Source organism: Ensifer sp., from assembly GCF_035999135.1.
In the GTDB taxonomy this organism is placed as follows: Bacteria; Pseudomonadota; Alphaproteobacteria; order Rhizobiales; family Rhizobiaceae; genus Ensifer.
Map to the genome: position 1 here is coordinate 16,556 of NZ_DASYGZ010000083.1, position 24,115 is coordinate 40,670.

22 protein-coding genes and 1 riboswitch are annotated in these 24,115 nt (G+C 63.5%); of the genes, 14 read left to right on the forward strand and 8 right to left on the reverse strand.

Going from position 1 to position 24,115, the window contains the following annotated elements; all coding sequences use genetic code 11:
• From VGO12_RS09505 to VGO12_RS09540, 8 genes are all read left to right on the forward strand, one after another.
• Positions 1-1,530 carry a tail fiber domain-containing protein gene (locus VGO12_RS09505; RefSeq protein WP_327512493.1) on the forward strand — a complete coding sequence of 510 codons (1,530 nt, stop codon included), beginning with the start codon at positions 1-3 and terminating at the stop codon, positions 1,528-1,530.
• A gap of 254 nt (positions 1,531-1,784) precedes the next feature.
• On the forward strand, positions 1,785-3,464 hold the full coding sequence (locus VGO12_RS09510; RefSeq protein ID WP_327512494.1) for a tail fiber protein: 1,680 nt from the start codon (positions 1,785-1,787) through the stop codon (positions 3,462-3,464).
• Entirely contained in the window at positions 3,464-3,961 is a 498-nt protein-coding gene (locus VGO12_RS09515; RefSeq protein WP_327512495.1) for a hypothetical protein, read from the forward strand. Before VGO12_RS09510 ends, VGO12_RS09515 begins: the two co-directional genes overlap by 1 nt.
• Before the next feature lie 112 nt (positions 3,962-4,073).
• Positions 4,074-4,814 carry a hypothetical protein gene (locus tag VGO12_RS09520; protein ID WP_327512496.1) on the forward strand — a complete coding sequence of 247 codons (741 nt, stop codon included), beginning with the start codon at positions 4,074-4,076 and terminating at the stop codon, positions 4,812-4,814.
• Positions 4,811-5,014, forward strand: coding sequence for a hypothetical protein (locus VGO12_RS09525; protein WP_327512497.1), 204 nt, complete (start codon positions 4,811-4,813; stop codon positions 5,012-5,014). The genes VGO12_RS09520 and VGO12_RS09525 overlap by 4 nt, the downstream gene beginning before the upstream one ends.
• Positions 5,002-5,256 carry a hypothetical protein gene (locus VGO12_RS09530; RefSeq protein WP_327512558.1) on the forward strand — a complete coding sequence of 85 codons (255 nt, stop codon included), beginning with the start codon at positions 5,002-5,004 and terminating at the stop codon, positions 5,254-5,256. The genes VGO12_RS09525 and VGO12_RS09530 overlap by 13 nt, the downstream gene beginning before the upstream one ends.
• Positions 5,174-5,392, forward strand: a complete 219-nt coding sequence (locus VGO12_RS09535; RefSeq protein ID WP_327512554.1) for a hypothetical protein — start codon at positions 5,174-5,176, stop codon at positions 5,390-5,392. The genes VGO12_RS09530 and VGO12_RS09535 overlap by 83 nt, the downstream gene beginning before the upstream one ends.
• Positions 5,364-5,753, forward strand: coding sequence for a DUF1515 family protein (locus VGO12_RS09540; protein WP_327512498.1), 390 nt, complete (start codon positions 5,364-5,366; stop codon positions 5,751-5,753). Before VGO12_RS09535 ends, VGO12_RS09540 begins: the two co-directional genes overlap by 29 nt.
• 259 nt (positions 5,754-6,012) lie before the next feature.
• Here the strand turns inward: VGO12_RS09540 and VGO12_RS09545 are convergent, their stop codons facing one another.
• A complete protein-coding gene (locus tag VGO12_RS09545) occupies positions 6,013-7,044 on the reverse strand; it encodes a GlxA family transcriptional regulator (RefSeq protein ID WP_327512499.1) in 1,032 nt (343 codons plus the stop codon).
• 116 nt (positions 7,045-7,160) lie between these two features.
• On the opposite strand from VGO12_RS09545, the gene VGO12_RS09550 reads away from it, so the two are divergent.
• Positions 7,161-8,087 carry an MBL fold metallo-hydrolase gene (locus VGO12_RS09550; protein WP_414650700.1) on the forward strand — a complete coding sequence of 309 codons (927 nt, stop codon included), beginning with the start codon at positions 7,161-7,163 and terminating at the stop codon, positions 8,085-8,087.
• Positions 8,088-8,155: 68 nt separating this feature from the next.
• On the opposite strand, the gene VGO12_RS09555 is transcribed toward VGO12_RS09550, so the two are convergent.
• Genes VGO12_RS09555 through VGO12_RS09565 form a run of 3 tightly spaced genes read right to left on the reverse strand, consistent with a single transcriptional unit; the run spans position 8,156 to position 10,086 of the window.
• Positions 8,156-9,268, reverse strand: coding sequence for an NADH:flavin oxidoreductase (locus tag VGO12_RS09555; protein ID WP_327512500.1), 1,113 nt, complete (start codon positions 9,266-9,268; stop codon positions 8,156-8,158).
• 1 nt (position 9,269) lies between these two features.
• Complete coding sequence (locus tag VGO12_RS09560) at positions 9,270-9,662, reverse strand: RidA family protein (RefSeq protein ID WP_327512501.1); 393 nt, start codon at positions 9,660-9,662, stop codon at positions 9,270-9,272.
• Between the two features lie 31 nt (positions 9,663-9,693).
• Positions 9,694-10,086: a RidA family protein gene (locus VGO12_RS09565; protein WP_327512502.1), complete on the reverse strand. Its 393-nt coding sequence runs from the start codon at positions 10,084-10,086 to the stop codon at positions 9,694-9,696.
• A gap of 127 nt (positions 10,087-10,213) precedes the next feature.
• Here VGO12_RS09565 and VGO12_RS09570 point away from each other — a divergent pair, with 127 nt between their 5' ends.
• Positions 10,214-11,158 carry a LysR substrate-binding domain-containing protein gene (locus VGO12_RS09570; RefSeq protein WP_327512503.1) on the forward strand — a complete coding sequence of 315 codons (945 nt, stop codon included), beginning with the start codon at positions 10,214-10,216 and terminating at the stop codon, positions 11,156-11,158.
• A 223-nt stretch (positions 11,159-11,381) separates the two neighbouring features.
• Entirely contained in the window at positions 11,382-14,021 is a 2,640-nt protein-coding gene (locus VGO12_RS09575) for an SH3 domain-containing protein (RefSeq protein WP_327512504.1), read from the forward strand.
• Between the two features lie 417 nt (positions 14,022-14,438).
• Here the strand turns inward: VGO12_RS09575 and VGO12_RS09580 are convergent, their stop codons facing one another.
• Positions 14,439-14,738: a hypothetical protein gene (locus tag VGO12_RS09580; protein ID WP_327512506.1), complete on the reverse strand. Its 300-nt coding sequence runs from the start codon at positions 14,736-14,738 to the stop codon at positions 14,439-14,441.
• A gap of 340 nt (positions 14,739-15,078) precedes the next feature.
• Between VGO12_RS09580 and VGO12_RS09585 the strand changes: the two genes are divergently transcribed.
• Positions 15,079-16,854, forward strand: coding sequence for an SLC13 family permease (locus VGO12_RS09585; protein ID WP_327512507.1), 1,776 nt, complete (start codon positions 15,079-15,081; stop codon positions 16,852-16,854).
• Positions 16,855-16,962: 108 nt separating this feature from the next.
• A complete protein-coding gene (locus VGO12_RS09590) occupies positions 16,963-17,442 on the forward strand; it encodes an SRPBCC family protein (RefSeq protein WP_327512508.1) in 480 nt (159 codons plus the stop codon).
• A gap of 171 nt (positions 17,443-17,613) precedes the next feature.
• On the opposite strand, the gene VGO12_RS09595 is transcribed toward VGO12_RS09590, so the two are convergent.
• The 3 genes from VGO12_RS09595 to aspT form a co-directional block, all read right to left on the reverse strand.
• A complete protein-coding gene (locus VGO12_RS09595) occupies positions 17,614-19,293 on the reverse strand; it encodes an aspartate:alanine exchanger family transporter (protein WP_327512509.1) in 1,680 nt (559 codons plus the stop codon).
• Positions 19,294-19,533: 240 nt separating this feature from the next.
• A complete protein-coding gene (locus VGO12_RS09600) occupies positions 19,534-21,186 on the reverse strand; it encodes a bifunctional aspartate transaminase/aspartate 4-decarboxylase (RefSeq protein ID WP_327512510.1) in 1,653 nt (550 codons plus the stop codon).
• Positions 21,187-21,239: 53 nt separating this feature from the next.
• Positions 21,240-22,928 carry an aspartate-alanine antiporter gene (aspT, locus tag VGO12_RS09605; RefSeq protein ID WP_327512511.1) on the reverse strand — a complete coding sequence of 563 codons (1,689 nt, stop codon included), beginning with the start codon at positions 22,926-22,928 and terminating at the stop codon, positions 21,240-21,242.
• A 442-nt stretch (positions 22,929-23,370) separates the two neighbouring features.
• A riboswitch (cobalamin riboswitch) is annotated at positions 23,371-23,586 on the forward strand.
• Positions 23,587-23,691: 105 nt separating this feature from the next.
• Between aspT and VGO12_RS09610 the strand changes: the two genes are divergently transcribed.
• On the forward strand, positions 23,692-24,105 hold the full coding sequence (locus tag VGO12_RS09610; protein ID WP_327512512.1) for a DUF1636 domain-containing protein: 414 nt from the start codon (positions 23,692-23,694) through the stop codon (positions 24,103-24,105).
• The last annotated feature ends 10 nt before the right edge of the window (positions 24,106-24,115 follow it).

Sequence of the window (24,115 nt, forward strand, 5' to 3'; positions counted from 1 at the left end):
ATGGGAAAACCCAAAGCACCAAAACCGCCGGATCCCCGCCAAACCGCGGCGGCGCAGACCTCAACAAACATTGGCACGGCAATAGCCAACGGCACGCTGGGCAACATCAACCAGGTGACGCCTGACGGCAACCTGACCTACTCCCAGACCGGCAGCCGCAAATGGACCGACCCGATGAACGGTGCCACCTACGATCTGCCGGAATGGACGGCGACGCAGACGCTCTCGCCGGCGCAGCAGGCGATCAAGGACCAGACGGACGCTGCGGAAAAGAACATGGCGACGCTCGCCAACAATCAGTCGGCCCGGTTGAACGATCTGCTCGGCCGACCGATGGACCTCTCCGGAGCGCCGGCGGCCGGCAACCCCAATGCGATAGGCCTGCCGCAGTACCAGCAATATGGTTCGGGCCCGGCCCTGCAGACGGCGCTGCCCAGCACGGGCAATGTTCAAAGTGCTGTGGCCAATGCCGGGACGATCCAGACTGCGCTTGGCAATGCGGGCGACATCAAGCGCAGCTACGAGAGCAACTTCGATACCAAGCGCTATGAAGATGCGCTGATTGCCCGCATGAACCCTCAGCTGGACCGTGATCGCGCTGCACTCGAGACGCAACTTGCCAACCAGGGCCTTCAGCCCGGGTCCGAAGCCTACAACAGGGCAATCGACCAGGCGACACGTCAGGCAAACGATGCGCGTTTCGGCGCCATCCTCAATGCCGGGCAGGAGCAATCGCGGCAGGTGGGGCTTGCCCAGCAGGTCGCTGCCTTCCAGAACGCGGCCCAGCAGCAGGCCTACGGCCAGATGCTTCAAAACGGGCAATTCGCCAACCAGGCACAAAACCAGCAATACACCCAGAACGCCAACAACATGCAACTGGCCAATGCCGCCCAACAGCAGACCTTCAACCAAGCACTCGCGGCGTCCGGGTTCAACAACGACGCCCTGCAGCAGATGCATCAGAACAATCAGGCGGCAACGGCTGCCAACAACACGCTGAGGGATCAGACCTTCAATGCCGAGCAGGCCCGGCTCGCGGCGCAAAACGCTGCCCGCACCCAGTATCTCAACGAGATGTATGCGCAGCGCAACCAGCCGATCAACGAGATTTCGAGCCTGCTTTCCGGTGCCCAGGTCAGCAATCCCAACTTCGTGCCAACCCAGGGGCAAAGAATTGAGGCGCCGGACTACGTGGGGATGGTGCAAAACAACTATCGAAACCAGCTCGATGCTTACCAATCGCAGCTGAGCGCGCGCACAGGGGCGCTTGGTAACGTGCTGGGCATGTTCAAATCCCTACGCGAGAGCGACCGGCGTCTGAAGAAAGACATCAGGAAAGTTGGCAAGCTCGATGGGCATGCGCTCTATGAGTATCGCTATCGGGGGGAGCCGGCGCACGGCGCCAAACATATCGGCGTGATGGCGCAGGAGGTGGAAAAATCCCGCCCCGATGTCGTCAGCCTCAGGCCCGACGGGATGCGCCGCGTCGACTACGGCCGGCTCTTCGGCGCCGGGCGCAAGCCGCGCTAGGAGATGCGTCTCCATCAACATGACTTGTCGGCAGCAAGAACCACTGCAACGACATCGGCAGCCTTATGAAGTGTTCCGGTGTGTTCAATTCCATGTTCGGCGCCGGGCACACGCAACGACCCGGCGGCTGCTCACTTGCTTGGTAATCTCTGTCGCGATGACGACCGATGCTGCGAGCGACATCACCCCATTGAAAACGCGTGCTCGATGATCATCGGCAGGCGCACTGCTGCACATTTTTCTGGAGAACAGCCATGCCCAGAACAGGTGGCGTCTATTCGCCTCCCGCCGGCACCAAAGGCGTGCCAAACACCACCATTCAAAGCGTGCCATACAACACGCTGATCGACGACCTCACCGCGGATGCCAACGCGCCGCGCCCCGTCACGGCAGGCGGAACTGGGGCGACAAGCGCGAGCGGCGCAAGAGCGGCGCTTGGGGTCGAGATCGGCTCAACCGTCCAGGCCTATGACGCCGGACTGCAATCAATCGCGGGCCTAACGACGGCTGCGGACAGGATGCTTTACACGACGAACGCCGACCTCTATGCGACGACGGCACTGACGCCGTTTGCGCGGGATATTCTCGGTGATTCGAGCGCTGCGGCGATGAAGACGAGACTCGGCCTCGCGCCGATCGCCTCGTCGGGCTCGGCGAGCGACATTACGACCGGCACGATCGCGGACGCGCGGTTGCCCGGCACGATGTCGTCGAAGACGGTTCTAAGTACCCTCATTGTTGCGACGGGCACAGCCGGAAATGGCACCGCGAACGTGAGTGCGGGTAACGCGACGAACACAGGCTACATAGACCTACGCAAAGGGGACGGCAACCGTGCCGGTTTCATCGGCTACGCGGCGCATGCTGGCGGCAATATCGAACTGAATGCGGAAGCGGGTTTTCGCTACAACTTCAGCAGCGTTCTCGGGCCGACCTGGAATGGTGCCCCATTAATCACGACATCCGGCGCGACGTTTTCTGGGCTGGTTTGGGGCACAACATTTATCGCGCAAAGCGATTTTCAGATACGCGCGGCAGGTGACCGTTTCCTCTGGCTGATGAGCAATGCCGGCGTGAGCCGCGGTGCGATCCTACATAACAACGCAGTCGGTTCCATTGACCTTGCTATGTACAACACCAGCGGCACCTATGTACGCAACATGTCATTCCGTGAAAATGGGGCGGCGTATTGGGCAGGGCACCACTTCGAAGTCGGCAACAATGCAGGCGCAGCTGAATTCCGGCTCCACGCAAACTTGAACCGCAATCATCGTTTGCTGAGTGATTCAGGCGGTGCGTTCTACCTGCAGTATTCGAACAATGCGTGGGCAAGCGCCGCGACCCTTGCTTGGTGGGATTCCGCAGCTAACGCTAACTTCGGGGGAAGCATCTATAGCCCGTCGGGCTTCTATACCGCCGCCGGTTTGGGCGGCGGCAACGGCGTCATATCTGGCAACATCGACGGAGCTACTTATGTCGGACATAACCTTAGGATCAGTTCTTGGTGGGGCGTCGGATTCTGGGACTATTCCAGCGGCGCATGTAGAGTTGTGGTTAATACCAGAACTGGTGAAATTTCTGCGCTCGGTGCTCTGTCGCTCGGTAGTGCTCGTGTCTTTACCGACGGCAACATCCAGTTCGCCGGCACCATGGCCGGTTTCGGTACTTATCTCAGCGATGCCCTCAGTCAAAGAGCGGTTGTCTATACGGGCTCCAACGCCAACGAAACCAACTTCCCGCTGGGTCACGTCATTTCGGTGCTGTCGATGCATACGGTTCCGCGAAATGGAGCCATGACGGTTTACGTTCGTACGGCCAACAACATCGACTACACCACCTTTCCCGCCGACGCCCCCGGGGGCACGCTTGCTGGAACGTGGCGTACGCGGGGCCGGATGACGGGTGACAACGGCATCATGCAGAGGACAGCATAATGGAGAAAACAGAGAATCCGTCGACACTCGCCCTCAATAGGGTGCATTCGATCCGGGCGGCGGCACAGCCCGACGTCTTCATCGTCCACTGCAACATTACCGACATTCACGGTCGAACCTACGACTGCGATTACGGCTTGCAGCCGGACGACCCGCACGGCCTTGCGCCGAGCATTCGTCAGTGGATGCTGGACAAGCCCACGTTCCCCATCGGCATCTATGTTCCTCCCACGGTCGAGGAGGTGCGTGCCGGCATGCCATCACTCACAGCGCGCCAGTTCCGCTTGGGGCTGGTAAACGCCGGCATTTCTCAATCGACGGTGGCCGCGATTGTCGCCGAGCTGCCGGCCGGGCCCGATCGCGACAAGGCGCAGATCGAATGGGAATACGCCACAACGTTCAACCGAACGCACCCGCTGATCGCAACCATCGGCGCAGCGCTCGGTCTTGCCGGCGACCAAATTGACGAGATGTGGCAGGCCGCGGCCAGCCTGTAGTTACCCTCCAAATCGAAGGTGAACCATGAACAGAGCAGCGTTTTACGCGGCCCTGCGTCGTCGCGCGTTCGGCAAATCGCTTTCCGGGCAGCAAGTCGAAGGGTTCGAAGCCGTGCTTGATGAGGCGTTGCGGCGCAGGACAAGCCTCTTCCATCTCGCCGCTGTGCTGGCCGAGGCTCATCACGAGACCGGCGGTGCCATGCGGCCGGTCGAGGAGAACCTGAACTATTCCGCACGGCGGCTGATGCAGGTCTGGCCGGCGCGATTTCCGACACTTGCAAGCGCCGAGCCATACGCGAATAACCCGCGGGCGCTCGCAAACAGGGTCTATGGTGGACGGCTCGGTAATGTCGGAGCGGATGACGGCTGGCGCTATCGCGGGCGAGGGCTGGCGCAGATCACCGGCCGTGCGAATTATGCGACGTTCGGGCTGGCCGAAGCGCCCGATCGGGCGAGCGATGTGGCGACGGCAGTCCGGGTGTTGTTTGACGGGATGACCGGCGGACTTTTCACCGGCAAGCGCTTGTCCGACTTTGACATGAACGACAGCGGTTCGGCCATCGCCGCCTATCGTTATGCCGCATCGCGGGCAATCATCAACAGCGACATCCGGCAAAACGGCGTGAAGATCGAGACCTATGGACGAGCGTTCGAGGCAGCTCTGCGCGAATCCGGGTATGGCGGTGATCGTCCCGCAGGGGGCCGCGGCGACGAAGGCGTCGTTGTCGTTCTTCGCCCGGGCACGTCCCGGCAAACGCGCGAGAACGGGGATACCAGCCCCGTTCGCCCGTCTCAATTCCCTCGTTTCTTGCCAAGATCGATAGCGGAAATTCTCGCGAGGTGGTTCGGATGAACGCCGCCGTTGTGCGCATTCTGCTCAGATACGGCGCCGGGTTGCTTGTGGCGAAGGGGCTGCTGGCGCCGGAAGCGGGTGTTTTGATCGCCGAGGATCCGGACATGCAAATGCTCCTGCAGGTCGGAGGCGGGCTTCTGGCGGGCTTCATCTGCGAGGGGTGGTACTTGCTGGCGCGGCGCATGGGATGGGCCAGATGATCGCGCCTTGGCACCTGCTCCTGGCCGGCATCCTCGCCATCGCCGGCGTCACCTGGCTTGTCCACGAAATCCGCGAGGACGGCGCTCGTTCCCTCGCCAATGCCATCGAAAGGCAGAACAATGACGCCGAGAACAGCGCTCACGAAAAGCGCCTTGAATATGATTCCTGTCTTGATGCTGGTGGCTTGTGGGACTTCTCAACCGGCCAGTGTTCCCGGTCTGCGCGGGGTGGTCGGCACTGACCTGGTCGGTGCCCACGGAGCCTCGGCGATCGACCAGCGCAAGATCGACCGGACGATCGTCGGCCTTTGCGCCGCGGACATCTGGACAAAGGCCGAATGCCGTAAACATGGGGGTCGTGACGATGTCGTCCGTTGAAATCGACATCGTCGTTCATCGGCAGCTGGGAGAGCTTGTTGCCGGGATGCGTGCTCTGCAAGAGTCCATCCATCGGGTCGAGGAAGGGGCAAGGCGGGCCGAGGACAAATCGGCCTTCAGTCATGCCGGCGTTCACAGACGCATGGACCAACTCGCCGACAGGGTCAGTGAGCTCGAAACCTCTGTCTCGGCGATCGGCTCGGATATCTCGGACATGAAACCTGTGACCGACGACGTCAGGCGGTGGAAGCTTATGGGGATCGGCGCCCTCGGCGTCACCGGCATTGCGGCGATGGCGCTGGGTGTCAGCTTTGCCGAGGCGATCCGGCGCCTCGTGTTTGTGATCGTGGGCAAAGGGTAGACCACCGGCGCGCGGGTGTCGCGGAGCCTAGACCCTAAAGCCCAGGGACAGCCGGCAGGTTCCGTGCCTGTCCAACAGATGAGCGGTCTGCGGCTGGCCGTACAGTTTGCCGGTTGGTCCGCTGCTATCCGATTCCGCTCAAGGTCATACAAACGCCGCGCGCCCGAAAGGGCGCGCGGCGTTTTTTCGTGTTCAGCGATATCGTGGCAACGAGATCATTTCATCGAGCGTCGGGGACTGGAGCAATCTCCGCAGCATGTTAAAGCGCCGGCACCATTTCGTTCTGCGCTGTAGCAAGCCGACGCCCACTGTCCGAAACAGAGAAGCGCTGGCGATATTCCTTCGGCGAAAGGCCGAGGATCTTGCGGAAGATCTTGCGATAGGCGTTGGTGTCGTCATAGCCGCTCTGCCAGGCCACCTGCTCGATGGAGAGATGGGATCGCTCCAGCAGATCGCGCGACCGTGCGATCTTCAGGCGTTGGCAATATTCGGTCGGGTTGAGGCCGGTCGCCTTCTGGAAGCGGCGCAGAAAGGTGCGGTCTCCAAGGCCGGCGCGTTCGGCCATCATCTGCAGCGTCACGCCCTTGGTGCTGGCACCATGCAGCCAATGCTGGATCTTCAGGATGATGGTGTCGCCATGGTCGAGCTTCGGTGCAAAGACACTGTAGTAGCTCTGCTCGCGCGGACCGGGGTCGATGATCATGAAGCGCGCCGTTGCCAGCATGACGTCGGTTCCGAGATATCGGTCGACGAGTTTCAGGCCCAGGTCGATCCAGGCCATCATGCCTCCCGCGGTGATGATGTCGCCTTCGTCGATCAGCAGCTTGTCGGTATCGATGCGGACGTCAGCATAGCGGTTGCCGATCAATTCCTGATGCGACCAGTGGGTGGTGATGGTCCGTCCGGCTGCAAGGCCCGTTTCCGCCAGCAGGTAGGCCCCGCCGCAGACGGAGCAGATGGTCGTGCCGCGTTCGTGCTGCTGGCGCACGAAGGCGGGCAGGTTGCCCATGCGCTCGCCAACCGGAAGATCTGACAGGGTTGGCGGCAGGATCAGCGCCAGCAGGCCGGAGGAGGTGCCGGGGTGGGTGTCTCTCGCTTTGGACACGGTACCGTCGTCCTGGAGCTTCCAGTGGCTGACACGGATTTGCGCTGCGCTGACGCCGCCCTGTTCCGTCGACTGCATGCCGGCGACGTGGAACATGTCCGTCAGGCCATGGACAGCCGACATCAGGGCACGCGGGTAGACGAGGATGCCGATCTCCGCCGGATCGTTTTCCGATCGTTTTGTCACTTCTGCCCCCATTGTTGTCAGCTTTGCCGATCGAAAGGTTAGGCCCGCCGATCTATCAATTCAACCATGGCTTCCATGAACGGAAGCGGGTTTCAGAGGTCAAAGGGGTGAGGACAATGACACAGGAAATGACGGTTAGCGAGAGCCTTCGGCCGCGGGAATCCGGTTTTGCTCCGGCCGCCGCCAAGGCGGCCGATCTGCATCGCTTCCGTCACGGCAATTTCGACATATCGGTCGTCAGCGACGGCTTCATCATGCTGCCGGTCGGCATTGTGCTTCCGGATGCGACGCAGGATGAGAGCCCGCAGATCATGCGGCGTCTCGGCGGAACGCCGGAGAGCGCGCCGTTCCACACCAATATCCCGGTCATCCGCGCCGGTGGAGACGTGATCGTCGTCGACAACGGATCGGGCACGCATTTCCAGGACAGCGCCGGCAAGCTTCAGGCGAACCTGCGCTCCGCCGGGATCGATCCGGCCGACGTCACCAAGGTGGTTCTCACCCACGCCCACCCGGACCATGCCGGCGGTACGCTCGGCGCCGATGGCAGATTGACGTTTCCGAACGCGCACTACTTCGTTTCCGAGGCCGAATGGCAGTTCTGGACCGATCCGGATTTCGAGAAAGCCATGCCGAAGGCGCTGCACGCCTTTGCCCGCGGGGCGCAGCGCGATCTCTTCGCCGTCAGGGAACAATTGACGCTGGTTCGGCCCGGTGACGAGATCATCAGCGGCATGCAGGTGCTCGACACGCGTGGGCACACGCCAGGCCACATCTCGCTGCAGCTTTCGGGAAGCGACGGGGCCGGCGGTGAAGGGTTGGTGATCACGGGCGATGCGGCGACCAGCAACATCGTGTTCTTCGAACATCCGGAATGGCACTTCGGCTTCGATACCGACGCCGACGTTGCGCTGAAGAATCGCAAGGCGCTGATTGATCGGGCCGCGTCGGAAAGGCTGACGCTGCTTGGCTACCACTGGGCCTATCCGGGTATCGGTCGGGCGGAGCGAAGCGGGGCGGCATACCGGTTCGTCGCGGCCTGATGGCGCCGATCGCTTCGACGGACGTCGACGGGCGCCCCGCAATGGCGCCCGTCGTTGCCGTTTCCATTCTAGATGTCGATCTCGCTGTCCTTGATGTCACTGATCGGCGCGAGGAACGGCAATTCGAACGGGCGCAACGCGCTGTGCCCTGAGACCAGACGCGGCCAGTCAGGATTGACGAGTGCGCCGCGGCCAAGCGCGATCATGTCGGCGCCCGCGTCCATGACCTGTTCTGCGCGCGCCGGGTCATGCAGGCTGCCGTTGGCGATCAGGAAGAGCGCGGGCGCGTGCCGGCGGGCGATATCCACCAGCGAAGCGCTGCCGCCTTCGAAGGCCGGTTGCCAGGCCTCGAATTCGGTCACGTGGACGAAGTCGGCAGGGCTGGCTGCAAGTGCCGCGAAGACCCGCTCCGCCCCTTGCTCCCGTTCCGCCCATTTGTGCCTGAAATCATTCACCTTGCCTTGCGAGAGGCGCAGGCCGAGCGGCACGCCCGGGCCGATCGCGGCGCGCACGGCGTTCAGAACTTCAAGCGAGAGGCTGAAGCGCTGCAGGATGTCACCGCCCCAGCGATCGGTCCGCCGGTTGGAAAAGTCGGTGAAGAACTGATCGAGCAGGTAGCCATTGGCGCCGTGGATCTCGATGCCGTCGAAACCGGCGACCTCGATTGCCAGGCGGGCGGCACCGGCGAATCCGTCGATCGCCTCGGTGATTTCAACATCGGTGATCTCCCGCGGCAGGGCATAGGGACCCTCGCCATGGTAGCCGGCCATCTGGCTGCCCTTGGGGCGGACGGCGGACGGCCCGACTGTGTCGGCGCGGTGCGGATTGTGCTGGGAAAGCGCACCCCCATGCATGAGCTGCGCGAAGATGCGGCCGCCGGCGGCATGCACCGCATCGGTGACCCGGCGCCAGGCGTCGGCCTGTTCCCGGCCGGTCAGGCCAGGTTGACCCTTGTAGGTCTGGGAATAGGCCTTGTCGGTGTAGATGCCCTCGGTGGTGATCAGGCTGAAACCGCCTCGGGCATAGCGCGTGTAGTAGGCGAGCATCCGGTCGCCCGGAACGCCGCGCGGCGAAGCGCTGATTCGGGTCATCGGTGCGACCGACAGGCGATTGGCAAAATCGAGCCCCTTCAGGCTGGTGCCGGTGAAGACAGGAGAAGGGTTGGTCAGTGGTGCGTTCATGTCAGTGGCCTTCGTCAAGCGCGATCGCTTCGATTTCGATGAGCGCGTGCGGTGAATAGAGCGACGGGATCTCGACCATGCTTTCGGCGGGATAAGGCGCCGAAAGAAACTTGCGGCGCAGCTCCACGAGCTTGCCTGCGTTCTCGATCGACCGCAGGAAGATCGTGGTCTTGACGACCCTGTCGAGCCGGGAGCCGGCGGCTTTCAGCGCCCGCTCGAGATTGCGGAAGGCCTGTTCGGCCTGGCGGTCGAAATCGCCGAGACCGACGATTTCGCCGTCGTTGCCGATGGCTGCCTGCCCCGAGACGAACACGAAGCCATGGGCCTTGATCGCCTGGGAGAGGAGGAACGGGGCATAGGGATCCGGTTCGGTGACAACCTGTTCGATGGGCACCGATCGCGGTCTGCTTGCCCCAGCGTCCATGTCAGCGGACCTCGTCAAGCGCGATCGCCTCGATCTCGATCAATGCATCCGGCGAATAGAGCGAGGAGACCTCGATGATGCTGTCGGCCGGGTAGGGGGCTGAGAACCACTTGCGGCGCAGTTCGATGATCTTTGCGAAATTCTCCATCGAGCGCAGAAAGATCGTGACCTTGACGATCCTGTCGAGCCCGGATCCGGCGGCTTTCAGCGCACGGTCGAGGTTGCGGAAGGCCTGCTCGGCCTGGCGGTCAAAATCGCCCTTGCCGACGAGCTCGCCGTCGTCGCCGATCGCTGCCTGTCCGGAAACGAAGACGAAGCCGTTCGCCTTGATGGCCTGGGAAAGCAGGAAGGGGGCGTAGGGATCCGGCTTGGTGATGACCTGTTCAATCGACATGGGACTGTCCTCTGATGCTTGAGTTTTTCTCAGCTCGACGCTGTTGCCTTGGCTGTTGAAGTCAATATGCTGTGCGACTATTGCGCTGACAAAGGACGATTTCTCAGTTGATAGATGAGCTGAGATCATGCTTGGAGGGATCATGAGAAAGCTGCCGCCGCTCGGTGCGCTGCGCGTTTTCGAGGCGGCTGCCCGCCGGTTGAGTTTCAAGCTGGCGGCGGAGGAGCTGAACGTCTCGCCGACGGCGGTCAGCCACCAGATCCGGCAGCTGGAGGACATGCTGGAGGTCAAGCTCTTTGAGCGCGGGACGCGGCAGGTTCATCTGAGCGTCGCGGGCCACGCGCTGTTTCCGGTGCTGAGGGACGGCCTCGATCGCTTCGAGCTCGCAATCGCCGACATCAGACGGCAGCAGTCCGGACAGGTGGCGCGGCTGACCTCCACGGTCGCCTTCGTCGCCAAACGCCTTGCGCCGCTCGCCGGCTCGTTTCGAGCCTCCCATCCGGACTGGACGCTGAGGCTGGACGCGTCCAACCGCGTCGTCGACCTGGAAGCGGATGCCGACGCCGCCATCCGGCTCGGCAGCGGGCACTATCCCGGGCTTGTGTCGGAGCCGCTGTTTGCGGATCGGTTCGCTCCTGTCTGTGCGCCGAGGCTTGTGCCGGCCGGATTTTCGGATCTGCGGCAGGCGACACTCATTCATTTCGATTGGGGGACGGCGCGACGCGATGGGTCGCAGGCTCCGGTCTGGCGTCACTGGCTGGCACGTGCCGGGCTCGAAGGGATCGACGCGAATGCCGGTCTGTCCTTTACCGATGAGATCCATGCCGTGCAGGCCGTGGTGGCGGGACAGGGGATCGGCCTGCTCAGCCTGACGCTGGTTGCCGAGGAACTGGCGTCCGGAATCCTGGTCCAACCGTTCGAGCTCACGCTTGAAAGCGACCGGTACGATCTCGTCTACAGCCCGCGCATGGCCGAACGTCCGGCAACGAAGGTGCTGCGAGCCTGGGTGGCGGAGCAATTTCGCGATGGCGATTGCCGCAGCGTGCGCCACGCTGCCGCACCAGCGTCCTAGGCGGCTCGTTTCATTCGGCAAAGGATGTCCGAAACCGACCGCAAGCTTGCGCGCCGTGCGTTCGCATGAATGCGCAAGTGACGGTCTAGAACATTGATTCCAGAGCATCTTTCCGGCTTCAGGTGATCGAGCTCGAAGGCAGGATGCTCTGGACGAAACCCTCGTCGGGGCGTAGGCTGCCCATGCTCTTAGAAGTAGAGCTGCATTCAACAAAGAGGCAGCCATGCGCAGAGTGATTTCCTATCTCACGGTTGTTTCGTTTTTCTCGACCTCCGCCTTTGCAGATCCCGCCACGCTGACGGCCAACGTCAATTTCAGAACGGGTCCGGACACCGGGTTCCAGTCCATGCGGGTCATTCCCCAGGGCGAGGAGGTGGATATCAAGGAATGCGATACCGGAGCGACGTGGTGCGCCGTTTCCTATGCGGGCGCGAACGGTTTCGTCGCCGGCAAGTATCTGCAGCAGTCCGACGCAAACACGCCGGCCTGGCCAAAGGTGTTTGCCTCGGACGCCGGGGCGAAACTGACGCTCTACCAGCCGCAGATTTCCGACTGGACCGATTTCAAGCAGCTCGACGCGCTGATCGCCGCCGAGGTCATTATGTCGGCGGACGCCAAACCCGCCTACGGCATCATCGCGGCGTCGGCCAAGACGCTGGCCGACGACGACAGCGGCAACGTGACCCTGACCGATGTGAAGGTGACGCGCGTCGATTTCTCGACGCTCGGGCGCGAGCAGCTTTCGGACCTGGCGCTTGAAGTGGGCAAACTGCTGCCGTCAGACCCGATTGTCGTCTCGCAGGAACGGTTGACGGCGAGCCTTGCGGACTTCAAACGGCTTGCCGACGTGCCCGACATCAAGGCCGACCCGCCGCCGATATTCGTGAGCGAGACGCCGGCAATTCTCGTTCAGACCAACGGCGCTGCGGTCCTGGCTCCAGTCAAGGGCGTAGAGGGCCTTTCCTTCGTCACCAACACCAACTGGGACCTCTTCAAGGTCGATGCGGACAGCACCTACTATCTGCGCGACGAGAAGAACTGGCTGAAGTCGAGTGCGCTCGAGAACGGCTGGGCTGCGGCCGACACCGTTCCCGACCTTCTTTCCAAGCTGCCCGACGAGGAAAGCTGGAAGGAGGCGAAGGCTGCACTTCCGCCGGCTGCCTTTGCCGACAAGAAAGTGCCGCGGGTCTTCTACTCGGACAAACCGGCGGAGCTCGTGAATATCGACGGAAAACCGACGCTCGAGCCGGTGAGGGGCACGGAGCTCGAATGGGTCTCAAACACGAGGAGCGGTGTCTTCCATCACAAGCCGAGCAAGACCTGGTACACGCTGCTGTCCGGGCGGTGGTTCTCCTCAGTGTCGCTCGAGGGGCCATGGACCTTCGCCACGCCGGATCTGCCCCCCGACTTCCTCAACCTGCCGAGCGACGCGCCGTATTCCGTCGCGCGCGCATCGATACCGGGCACGTCAGAGAGTGCCGAGGCACGGCTGAGGGCCAGCATCCCGAGGATGGCGCGGGTGGCGACCGATGGATCGGTCAAGGTCGAGCCAACCTATAGCGGCGAGCCGAAGTTCGTGCCGATCGAAGGCACGTCGATGTTTTATGCGGTCAATTCGAACGAACAGGTCATCAAGGTCGGCGACAAGTATTTCCTGCTCAAGGACGGCATCTGGTTCGTCGGCGATACGCCGACCGGCCCGTTTGCGGTTGCGCGCGCGGTCGCAGCCGAAATCTACACCATTCCCCCGTCGTCGCCCGTCTACAACGTCACCTATGTCCGGGTTTATGACACCGAGGATGACGCCGTGTGGTACGGCTACACGCTCGGCTATCTCTACATGTATCTCGCCTGGGACACGGTCGTCTGGGGCTCGGGCTGGTACTATCCGCCCTATTGGGATTATGACGACGGCGGGGACTGGCCGCCATATTATCCGCCGCCGATCACCTATGGCATGGGGGCCTTTTACAATCCCGCCTACGGGACATTCGGGCGCTATGGCTATGCCTATGGCCCGAACAGGGGCCTCGTCGTCGGCGCGGGCTACAATCCGAAGACGGGAACCTATTTCCGTGGCGGCGCTGTCGCGGGGCCGAATGGCGCGAGGGGCTTCGTCTCCGCCTACAATCCAACCACGGGCAATGCGGCGATCGCCCGAGGCGGGCAGGGCGTCTACGGCTCCTGGGGCAGCGTCTCGGTCAAGCACGGCGGCGAGTTCGCCAAGATCAGTGGCGGTTCGACCGGTACGGCGGGCGGCCTGCGCTGGAAGAACACCGGTGGTAACAGCGGCTTTGCGGTCGGCAGCAAGGGCGGCGATGTCTATGCGGGCCGCAATGGCAATGTCTATAAGCGCGAAAACGGCCAATGGCAGAAGCACACGCCCGATGGCTGGCAGCCCGTCCAGCGACCTGAGGGCGAAGACCTGAGAAATGCGGCCAAGAGTGCTGCCGCCAATCGTCCGCAGGCGGGGCAGCGCCGGCAGGGTGGGGCCGTCAACAGGCCCGCGACCGGCCGCAACCGGCCACAGGTGCGCGAGCGCGCGCCCGACTATCTCGCGATCGACCGGCTTGGGCGGGAGTTCGGCAACCGCAATGAACTGAGCCGCAGCTATGGCCGGCGCTTCCCCGAAGGCGGAGGCGGTTTCCAGAACTTCGATCGGGGCGGTGGAGCGATCTATGGTGGCGGCGGCTTTGGCGGTGGCGGCAGCTTCAGTGGTGGCGGTCACCGCGGTGGCGGCAGCTTCAGCGGCGGCGGCGGTCATCGCGGTGGCGGCAGCTTCCACGGCGGTGGCGGGCGCGGTGGCGGCGGTGGTGGTTTCCGTGGAGGCGGCGGGCGCGGTGGAGGCGGGCGCGGCCGGTAAAACCTGCCTTGCCGTGGCTCGCCGACCATATGCGCGACGCGCAGTGCGAGTCGGCACGCGGCATGCCTTGCCGTGGCGCGTCGCGATGGCTCTACGACCGCTTGTACTGTTCGGTTGAAGCGAGCGGATCTCGGTCGATCATCGTCAGCGCGACGTTGGCTCCGACCGGGAGCTCTCTGCTAGCATGGCAATTCTAGCCCTGGCGCCGCGCCATTCCTTTAGGGCGCAGCCCCGTGACGTTGTCGAATGTGTGCGCGTCTGCAAACAGCGTGGCCCCGCGACGGCGCCGGGAAACTGCCCAGTAGCAATCCAGCGGCGGCGGGTAAAAAGCCAGCCCGCCTTGCCTTCGACGTAACCGAGATTGGAACGCCTCTTCAAACGTTGCTATTTCGATCATTGACGGATCGGGGCAAAACCTCAGTCGTCGAAGCCGAGGAAATCCGGCGCCCAGCGGCGGCTGGTGAGGCGCAACGAACGGTCGGGCTCGATGATGTAGGTCTCGTAGACCTTGCGTCCGTAGGAATCGATGAACTGGTGCGGCACGATGCTGCCGACAGGCGCCTTCTTCAGCTTGGTGCGCGGCTGACCGCCATAGGTGATGCTGCCGGGGATCGGCTGCAGGTTTGGCGAGTATCCGTAGCTGATGTCAGGGCCGGCGGTGGCGGAGCAGCCACTGACAATGAGAACGACGGAGAGTGCGGCAAGGGCATTTTTCATGTCGGCGATCCTCTTTAAGGGCGCGCGTGCTGCGGACAGATGTCTCATCGTCGAGCCCGCCGGGATACGTGGCCCAACACTTTGATCTATTGTACAATTTTCTGAAGTCAATCCAAGAGCGCGCGTCGCGTTCGCAAGTCCGGCGCAGCTTTGCTGCAGGGCTATCCAGCGCGTCGAACCGGTCTCTTGCCGTTCACTGTTCGTGTTCATACCCAGATTTGTCGCCCGGCCGAATTCCGATCAGCAGAAAGATGCGCTACGTCTTGCGAACGTTCCGGCGGATCGCGCGTTTCCCGAGTGGTTCATCGCTTCTCCGTCCCATCGCTTGACCGGGTATTTCATGACCGCCGAACAGTCTCTCGCGTTTCTCGTCATCGGCGCCATGATGGCCTTCTTCATCTGGGGTCGGTTTCGATACGACGTGATCGCCTGCTCGGCGCTGATGCTCGCGGTCGCTGTCGGCATCGTGCCCTATGATCACGCCTTCGACGGCTTCAGCGACGACATCGTCATCATCGTCGGCAGTGCGCTGATCGTCAGCGCCGGGGTGGCCCGCTCCGGCATTGTCGATGCCGCGATCCAGCGTTTCCTGCCCAACATCTCGTCGGTGCGTGCGCAGCTGGCGCTGCTGGTCATTACCGTCACGGTGCTCTCCGCCTTCATCAAGAATATCGGGGCGCTGGCGATCATGTTGCCGGTAGCCTTCCAGTTTGCCCGGCGCTCCAACGTCCAGCCCTCGGTCTTCCTGATGCCGATGGCGTTCGGCTCGCTGATCGGCGGGCTGATGACACAGGTGGGCACCTCGCCGAACATCGTCGTCTCGCGCGTGCGCCAGGAGCTCACCGGCGAGAGCTTCACCATGTTCGACTTCACGCCCGTCGGGGCCACCTTGGCGCTGGTCGGCTGCATCTTCCTGCTCTTTGCCTACAAGCTGGTGCCGCAGCGCTCGAGCAGCCAGGTGTCGGTCCACTCGGCCATCGCGATCACCGACTATACGTCCGAGGCGGTGGTTGCCGCCGGCTCCCCTGTGATCGGCAAGTCGCTGAGCGCTTTGGTCAAGCTCGGCGACGGCGGCGCCGTCGTCATCGCCATTTTCCGCCGTGGCCTGCATCTGGCGCCGTTGCCCGACGTCACGCTTGAAGCCGAGGATATCCTATTGCTGGAAGGCGGGCCGGGCGCGCTCGATCGCATCGTCTCGCAAGGCAAGTTGAAGATATCGGGCGACCGCTCGCCGGGCAGCCGCGAGAAGGCCGATACCGAGATCGAGGCGGTGGAGGCGGTCGTGGGCAGCGGCTCGCCGATCGAAGGCATGTCGGCCCAGCGGCTGGCACTCTTCAACACCCACAACATCAACCTGCTCGCCGTCAGCCGGCAGGGCGAACGGCTGAAGCAGCGGCTCGGCAGCATACGCCTGCGGGCCGGCGATATCGTCGTTCTGCAGGGGACGCGGCGCGAGCTCACCCTGTTTCTTCAGGAGTTCGGTTGCCTGCCGCTTGCCCAGCGCGAGATCCTGCTCGGCACCACGCGCAAGGCGCCGCTGCCGCTCCTCGTGCTCGCAGCCGCCATGGGTTCGACCGCCGTCGGCCTCGTGCCGGTGCCGATCGCCTTTTTTGCGGCGGCCCTTGCCATGGTCGTCTTCCGCATCATTCCGCTGCGCGACTTCTACCGCTCTGTCGACGGGCCGATCCTCGTCATGCTGGCGGCGCTGATCCCGGTTAGCGACTCGCTCCGCACGACGGGCGGGACCGAGGTCATCGCCGGCTGGCTCGGCACGGTTGCCGCCGGCCTGCCGCCCGCTGGCGCGCTCACCTTGATCCTGCTTGCGGCCATGGCCGTGACGCCCTTCCTCAACAATGCCGCGACCGTGCTCGTCATGGCGCCGATCGCCGCAAGCTTTGCCGGCGCGCTCGGCTACAAGCCCGAGGCCTTCCTGATGGCGGTCGCCATCGGCGCCGGCTGCGATTTCCTCACCCCGATCGGCCACCAGTGCAACACGCTGGTGATGGGGCCGGGCGGCTACCGCTTCAGCGACTATCCGCGCCTTGGCCTGCCGCTGTCGATCGTTATCGTCATCGTCAGCATCCCGACGCTGATGCTGGTGTGGCCGTTGCGTTAGGCAAGCTCCATTCTCTCGCAATGGGTGCAGTTGCCGTGTACAGCTAGGCGCGCGGCGGCGCGTGCCGCAGGCTCGCCTATGCGTGAGCGACAACGGGGAGAAGACGGCATGAGCCGCAAGCCCACCGGCCACGTCCGTGGCAACGACCTGATCCTGACCCGCACGTTCCGTGCACCCGTCGGGGACGTCTGGGAGAGCGTGACGAAGTCCGAGAAAACCGCGCTCTGGTTCGGCCGGTGGGAAGGTGAAGCCGGCCCGGGTAAGACCGTGCGGCTGCAACTGGCCCATGAGAAGGGACAACCGTGGACGGATGTGCTGATCGAGGACTGCGAGGCGCCCCGACGCCTGGTCGTGGTGATGAAGGACGACTACGGCGACTGGCGCATCGAGCTGACCTTCACGCAGGCGGACGACACGACCGAATTGCGCCTGATGCAGTGCCTGAGCGACCGGAAGCTCGCCGGTGATGTGGGCCCCGGCTGGGAGTATTACCTCGACATGCTGGTTGCCGCCCGGGCCGGCCAGCCCCTGCCGTCATTCGGAGATTACTACCCCTCGCAGAAGGCGCACTATCTGGAAGGCGCGTAAATCCGGTCTTGGCGAGACGAAGCGGAGCCTTTAATTCGGCGATTTGCTGGAATTGTGGATAGGCCGCTGACGGGTGCGTCGAGGCGAAGGCAATGCACTCGCCAACGGCAGGCTTCGGCCATCACGATTGGCAGCCGCCGGAAGAATCGAGGGCCTGCCGCGCCCGTGTCGCTACCCAAGCACCGTGACCAGCACCGCGCCCCAAAGGGCGAGCAACACATTGCCGATGGCGTAGCCGAGGCCGTAGCCGAGCGTCGGGACCTTGCTCTCGGCCGCCTCCTGCACGGCGGCGAGTGCCGGGGCAGAGGTGCCGGCGCCGCAGCAAGTGCCGGCGAGCACGCCTTCGTTCATGCGGAACACCCAGCGACCGAGCGCGAGGGCTGCGATGTGCGAGATGGCGCAGATCAGGAAACTGGCGATGACGAGTGCGGGGCCGGACTGGACGAGGCCGGCGACGAAACTCGGGCCTGCCGAAATGCCGACACAGGCGATGAAGGCGCAAAGGCCGACGCTGTCGAAGAACCAGAGGGTCGCCTCGGGCACGAAGCCGAAGGTGCGCCGGACCGAGCGCAACCAGCCGGCGACAAGGCCGGCGATCAGCACACCGACCGCGACGCCAAGGCCGATTTCGAGCGCGCCGAGCTTGAGCGCGGGAATGCCGATCAGGCCGCCGAGGAAGATGAAGACGCCGACGAAGACCATGTCGGTCGCCGTCGTCTCGCGGTCGGCATAACCGAGCCGCGCGACCGCATCCTCGACATGGCGGCGTGCGCCGGCAATCGACATCACGTCGCCGCGCCGGATGGTCAATCCCGGAAAGATCGGTATCGGCTGTCCGGCGCGCAGGATGCCGCGCAGGAAGACCGAGCGCGCCTCGGGCTGCTGCCGCAGTTCCCACAGGCGTCGGCCGCCGACCTCCTTGTTGGTGACGACCACATCGAGGGTTTCGACCGGGATATCGAGAAGCTCGCGGTCGTCGATCTCGGTGCCGATGCGGCTCGAATACTCGACCAGAAAGCCGCGCAAGCCCGCGACCGCAATGATGTCACCCGCCTGCAGGCGTTCCTTCGCCTTTGGGGTGATGATCTCGGTGCCGCGGCGGATCTGCTCGATATAGGCCTTCTGGCGCTCGGGCACCCGTGCCTCGGCTTCCGCAACGGTCAGCCCGACGAGGTTGTCGCCGATCACGAAGGCGCGCGCCTCGATTTCGCGGCGGGCGCTGTCGCCGCCATTCTGCGGCGCGATGTTGAGTTCGGCCTCGAGCTCGGCGCAGGCCTCCTTGAGGCTGCGGCCGAACAGGCGGGGCGCGAGCTGTGACTGCACCAGGATGGCGGTCACGACGCCGACCAGGTAGGCGACGGCAAAACCGGTCGCGACGGCCGATTCGAACTGGCTGGCAGCCTCCGGCGTCGGCGCGGTCTTGCGGAACGTGTCTATCGCGACGCCGACTGTTGCCGATTCGGTTGCACCCCCTGCAAGCACGCCGGCCGCCGTTCCGAGGTCGAAGCCGAACAGCATCGAAAGCGCGATCGCGACACCGAGTGCGACGACGCAGAGCGTGACGGTGACCGCGATCTGCGGCAGGGCGTCGGCGTTGAGGCTCTGGAAGAATTGCGGTCCGGTGCGGTAGCCGATGGCGAAGAGGAAGAGCAGGAAGAAGGCCTGCTTGACGTCGTTGGAAAGCACGGCGCCGGTCTGGCCGATCAGCACGCCTGCGAGCAGGCAGCCGGTAACGGCGCCGATGGTGACGCCGAAAACCGTGATCTTGCCGATGGCGTAGCCGATGCCGAGCGCGAGGAAGAGCGCCAGTTCCGGGTGATTTCGCAGGATGTTGAAAACGGTGTCGATCACGCGGCGGGGCCTCCCGTTTGTCCGCCGAAGCGCACGCCCTCGGCTGGACTGCTCACTACTCTGGCAAGGTTACGCAAGGGGACGGGAGCGCGACTTCGGACGTGAAGAGAGCTCTGCAATCCCATGAATTGATGCCGCCTTTCCGCATGCGGGCGTGAGCGCAAAGATGCTCCGGCCGAAGCGGACGCTGGCAGTGCAGGCGAGGCGGCCGACCACCGGAGTGGCCGGCCGTTTGAGGCGTCAGCTGATCTTCAGGCCCTTGGCGGCCTGGTAGGTCTGCACATAGCCGCGGGCAACCGAGCGCACGGCGCGGCCGATCTGCGAATAGGCATCGTCGTTGAGGTTGGCGAAGGAGACGCGTGCCGACCAGCTCGGCGCATCGAAGCCCGAGCCGTTGAGGAGCACGATGCCGTGATCCTCGGCCAGCCGGAAGGGGATGTCGAGCGGGTGGATGTTCTCCTTCACCCAGGCAACGACGTCCTCGCCGACATATTTGCGCAGCCAGAACTCGAAGTCGATGATGCCGTAATAGTGGTCGAAATAGATGCCGGGATTGGACTCGACGCCCATGCCCTCGATCAGGTTCCAGAACCGCTTCGTGCAGATGGCCATGCAGGCCTTCTGGTAGACCTTGTCGGTATCCATCAGCTCGACCAGGCTGAAGAGCGACATCATCACCTGCTGCGGCAGCGACAGGCCGGCAGTGTGGTTCAGCGCCACGTCGCGGCTGTCGGCGACGATGCGGTCGATGAACTTCACCTCGCGCGGCTTCGGCGTCATCGCCTTGTAGCGCTTTTCCAAGAGCTTCTGGATCGGCTCGCCATGGGCCTTGATCTTCTCGTCGAAGATGTTGTCCTGCGCTACCGCGATGACGCCGAGACGCCAGCCGGTGCAGCCGAAATACTTCGAGTAGGAATAGACGCCGATCGTGTTGCGTGGCAGATGGCCGAGCAGCGACTGGAAGCCCGGAACGAAGGTGCCGTAGACGTCGTCGGTGAGCACGATCAGATCAGGGCGCTTCTTGGTGACGAGGTCGACAAGGCGCTTGATCGAATCCGGATCCATCGCGACTGCCGATGGGTTGCCGGGGTTCACCAGGAACAGCGCCTTCACCTTGGGGTTTTCCAGTGCCTTGATGTCTTCGTCGGTGAACTGGAAGCGATCCTCCTGCTCGGCGCTGACATTGATGGTCTTGAGGTCGTAGTCCTCCAGCTCCGGCATTTCGAGATAGGGCGTGAAAATCGGCGTGCCGAGTGCGATCGTGTCGCCGGCATTAAGCAGGCGGGCGTTCTTCAGCGCCTTGAATATGTAGCACATGGCAGCCGTGCCGCCTTCGACCGGGTAGAGGTCGAACGTCGCCTTCGGCCGGTGGCCGGCGCACATCGCCCACATCAGATATTCATGGGTGATGATCTCGTTGTGGTGGAGCGCCCGGTCGGGCACCGGATAGTTGTCGCCGATGATCGAATCCGTCAGCTCGTGCACGAAGGCGTCCGCGTCGAAGCGGAACGTGGCGATGGCATAGTTGACGGCGTCGGACAGCGTCTTTGCCGGCGGAACGCCTTCGTCCTCTTCGTCCCAGTCGGCCGTGCTTTGCAGCAGCTTCTTCGTCCACTTCTCGAAGCGTGCATGGGCGCCGTCCTGCGGCGGCATGCCGGCCACACCGGCCTTCGGGTCGTAATAGGCGCGCTTGGCTTCCGTCAGTGCGAACTGGCCGAGCAGGAAGAAGGCTTCGCGGGCGCGGGTTGCTGTCCAGTTCGGGTTGCCGCGGCCGGCGTTGAGGAAGGCCTTGGCGGATTTCTGCGAGCTCGTCTTGGCGAGCTTGATCAGCTCGTCCTTGATTTCGAACGGGCTCAGATCGGAAATGCTGTCGTAGAATTTGCGGTCCAACATGATCCACACTCCCTGTGATCAATACGCGATGGTCGCGGTTTCTAAAGCCCGCCTCAGGCGAGCATGATGACGATGACGAGACCGAAGATGGTCAGCAGCGTGTTGCCGATGGCGTAGGGCATGCCGTAGCCGAGGGCCGGCACCTTGCTCTTGGCTGCCTCCTGGATCATGCCGAGCGCTGCCGTCGTTGTTCGGACGCCAGCGCAGGCGCCAAACAGGATCGCCGGATGGAACTTGAAGACGTAGTGGCCGATCAGCACCGAGGCGATCATCGGGATGGACGTCGCGACCACGCCCCAGATGAACAGCGAGATGCCGACCTCCTGAAGACCCGCAACGAAGCCGGGGCCAGCGCCGATGCCGACCACGGCGATGAAGATGTTGAGGCCGAGCGTGTTCATCAGCCAGAGCGCCGGCGAGGGGATGCGGCCGAAGGCGGGGTAGGTGGTGCGCAGCCAGCCGAGCACGAGACCGGCCAGAAGTGCTCCGCCGGAGGTCGAAAGCCCGATCGGGATGCCGCCGATGGTGATGGTCAGCGCTCCGATCATCGCACCGATGAAGAGGCCCCAGCCGAGGAAGGCGATGTCGGTCGTCTCGACAGGCCGGTCGGCAAAACCGAGCGCCTTGATCGCAGCCTCGACATGATGTTTCGCGCCGCCGATGGTGACGATGTCGCCACGCTCGACCGTCGTTCCGGGCAGAACCGGGATCTCGACCAGCGAGCGGATGATCTTGCGGGCATAGACGCCGCGCGCCCAGTCCATGGTGCTGACTTCGGCAAGCGTCTTGCCAGCAAGCGCCTTGCTGGTCACGTAGACATCTAGGACTTCGGCTTCCGCGTTCAAGAGCTCCTTGTCCTCGACCTCGAGCAGCTTGTTGTCGAGGTTTTCGACGAGCAGCGAGCGCCGGCCGGAGAAGGCGACGACGTCGCCCGGCTGCAGCACGGTGTTGCCGTCGGCCTCGATGATCTGGTTGCCGCGACGCAGGCGCTCGACGAAGACGCGGATGCCGGGAAGGATGTCCTTGACCGGTTTTCCGGTAAGCCCGCTCGCCTCGTCGACGCGATAGGCGCGAAGGCCGAAATCGTGGTAGGCGCGGGTGATGCCGGGTTCGCTCGCCTCGCTGCCGCCGCCGAGCTTGGCCTCATATTCCCGGCAGGCTGCCGGCAGGTCGATGCCCAGAAGCTTCGGCCCGAGCTGGGCGAGAATGATCGCGGAGCCGATCGTGCCCCAGATGTAGGTGACCGCATAGGCGATCGGGATCTGGTCGGAGAAGGTCTTGGCCTGCTCGGGCGTCAGGCCCAGCGAATTGATCTGGTCGGTCGCAACGCCGATTGCCGCCGAGATCGTCTGCGATCCCGCATACATGCCGGCGCCGTAGCCGAGCGGCAGCCCGGCAATCAGCGCGCAGAGATAGGGAACGATGAGGCAGAGCACGAGGACCGAGAGCGCAAAGGCGATCTGCTTGGGTCCGTCGGTGCTGAGGCCCCGCACGAATTGCGGCCCGACGCCGTAGCCGACGGCGAACAGGAAGATGAGGAACAGGGTGGATTTCAGATCACCGGAAACCTGGATGCCCAGCTGCCCGATGAGAACACCCGCCAGAAGCGTGGCGGTGACATTGCCCAGGTTGAAGCCCGCGACCTTGATGGGGCCGATCAGGAAGCCGATGCCAAGGGCAAGGAAGATGGCGACGGGCGGATAGGTCCGAAGCGTGTCGACGAAGAAATCGATGGGATTCACTGCTGTCCCCTTCAGAAAGTTGAATTGCCATCACTTCATTTCGGGTTTTGCGCGGTCAGGTTGAGCTTTTTGCCGTGGTTTGTCGACGCCCAATCCTAGCCGAGCCAATTGTCGCTTCGACCGCTGATTTACTCAATGGCCATGGGGTTACGCAGGCGTAACGTACGTTACATTTCAGCGCTTTCGGTCGAGGAGGCGGCCCCTGCGGGCGGGACTGACGCGGTCGCGCCGATGGGTGGCTGGAGACGGTGGATCCGGGCAACAATCCAGTTGCCGGCGCGACCGGCGCGCAAGCCCCGGGTGGTCTTTCGGATCGTGGAGAGCTTCAACTCTGGTGTTGTCATTTGTTATGTTATTTAATAACAAGAATAGCATGACCAGACGCTGCATGTTGATAGACCCCCAAGCCGAGCCCCGCGCGGTTGTCTCCATCGCCGAAACATGCGAGGAAGGGCGTGATGGTGCTGCATCCGCGACAAGGCGGAAGCGGCTGAAAAGGGAACACGGAACGGACGACCCTGACGGGACCGAGACCGTGGCTGCCCCCGCAACTGTGAGCGGAAAGCGCATTCACACCATGTCACTGGCGATCAGCCGGGAAGACGTGGATGCGCCGCGACCCGCGAGCCAGGAGACCTGCCATCGAAACGATCAACCACAACGGACGGGGTGTTCCGATGGAAAAGAACTGGCTTTTCAGCGACGGTTTTCCGTCACCTTGCCGCTTCGCCATCTCCTGCCGTCAGTCCGGCGGAGAGAGACGATGGCCGAGCCGAATTCAAGACAGCACAAGATAACGGTCTGCACCGATTGCCGCTACACCGGCGGTCCCTGCGCGCCCGGCGCCGAGCTGATCAAGCGGCTGAACCTCAGCATTGCGATGCTCGGTGAACCGCTCGAGCGCGATTTCTCGATTGCCGGCACCGTCTGCATGGCGGCCTGCACGCGGCCCTGCACCATCGCCTTCCAGGCAACCGGCAAGGCGACCTATCTCTTCGGCGACATCTCCCCGGAAGAAGACATCGACGACCTCGTCCGCTTTGCCACCACCTACGCCGAGCGTGGCGACGGCATGACGCGTGCCGCCGAGCGGCCACGCGGGCTCAAGGGCAAGACGCTCGCGCGCATCCCGGCGGCAACGCTGGTCTCTGAAGACATCGCCGGACGGTTTCAATGAGGGCGCGGGG

Coding starts and splice junctions, on each gene's coding strand:
- VGO12_RS09585 (WP_327512507.1), top strand. CDS start 15,079: ATGACCGCCGAACAGTCTCTCGCGTTTCTCGTCATCGGCGCCATGATG.
- VGO12_RS09525 (WP_327512497.1), top strand. CDS start 4,811: ATGAACGCCGCCGTTGTGCGCATTCTGCTCAGATACGGCGCCGGGTTG.
- VGO12_RS09530 (WP_327512558.1), top strand. CDS start 5,002: ATGGGCCAGATGATCGCGCCTTGGCACCTGCTCCTGGCCGGCATCCTC.
- VGO12_RS09535 (WP_327512554.1), top strand. CDS start 5,174: ATGATTCCTGTCTTGATGCTGGTGGCTTGTGGGACTTCTCAACCGGCC.
- VGO12_RS09565 (WP_327512502.1), bottom strand. CDS start 10,086: ATGTCGATTGAACAGGTCATCACCAAGCCGGATCCCTACGCCCCCTTC.
- VGO12_RS09575 (WP_327512504.1), top strand. CDS start 11,382: ATGCGCAGAGTGATTTCCTATCTCACGGTTGTTTCGTTTTTCTCGACC.
- VGO12_RS09550 (WP_414650700.1), top strand. CDS start 7,161: ATGACACAGGAAATGACGGTTAGCGAGAGCCTTCGGCCGCGGGAATCC.
- VGO12_RS09555 (WP_327512500.1), bottom strand. CDS start 9,268: ATGAACGCACCACTGACCAACCCTTCTCCTGTCTTCACCGGCACCAGC.
- VGO12_RS09540 (WP_327512498.1), top strand. CDS start 5,364: ATGGGGGTCGTGACGATGTCGTCCGTTGAAATCGACATCGTCGTTCAT.
- VGO12_RS09510 (WP_327512494.1), top strand. CDS start 1,785: ATGCCCAGAACAGGTGGCGTCTATTCGCCTCCCGCCGGCACCAAAGGC.
- VGO12_RS09610 (WP_327512512.1), top strand. CDS start 23,692: ATGGCCGAGCCGAATTCAAGACAGCACAAGATAACGGTCTGCACCGAT.
- VGO12_RS09515 (WP_327512495.1), top strand. CDS start 3,464: ATGGAGAAAACAGAGAATCCGTCGACACTCGCCCTCAATAGGGTGCAT.
- VGO12_RS09505 (WP_327512493.1), top strand. CDS start 1: ATGGGAAAACCCAAAGCACCAAAACCGCCGGATCCCCGCCAAACCGCG.
- VGO12_RS09600 (WP_327512510.1), bottom strand. CDS start 21,186: ATGTTGGACCGCAAATTCTACGACAGCATTTCCGATCTGAGCCCGTTC.
- VGO12_RS09570 (WP_327512503.1), top strand. CDS start 10,214: ATGCTTGGAGGGATCATGAGAAAGCTGCCGCCGCTCGGTGCGCTGCGC.
- VGO12_RS09590 (WP_327512508.1), top strand. CDS start 16,963: ATGAGCCGCAAGCCCACCGGCCACGTCCGTGGCAACGACCTGATCCTG.
- VGO12_RS09580 (WP_327512506.1), bottom strand. CDS start 14,738: ATGAAAAATGCCCTTGCCGCACTCTCCGTCGTTCTCATTGTCAGTGGC.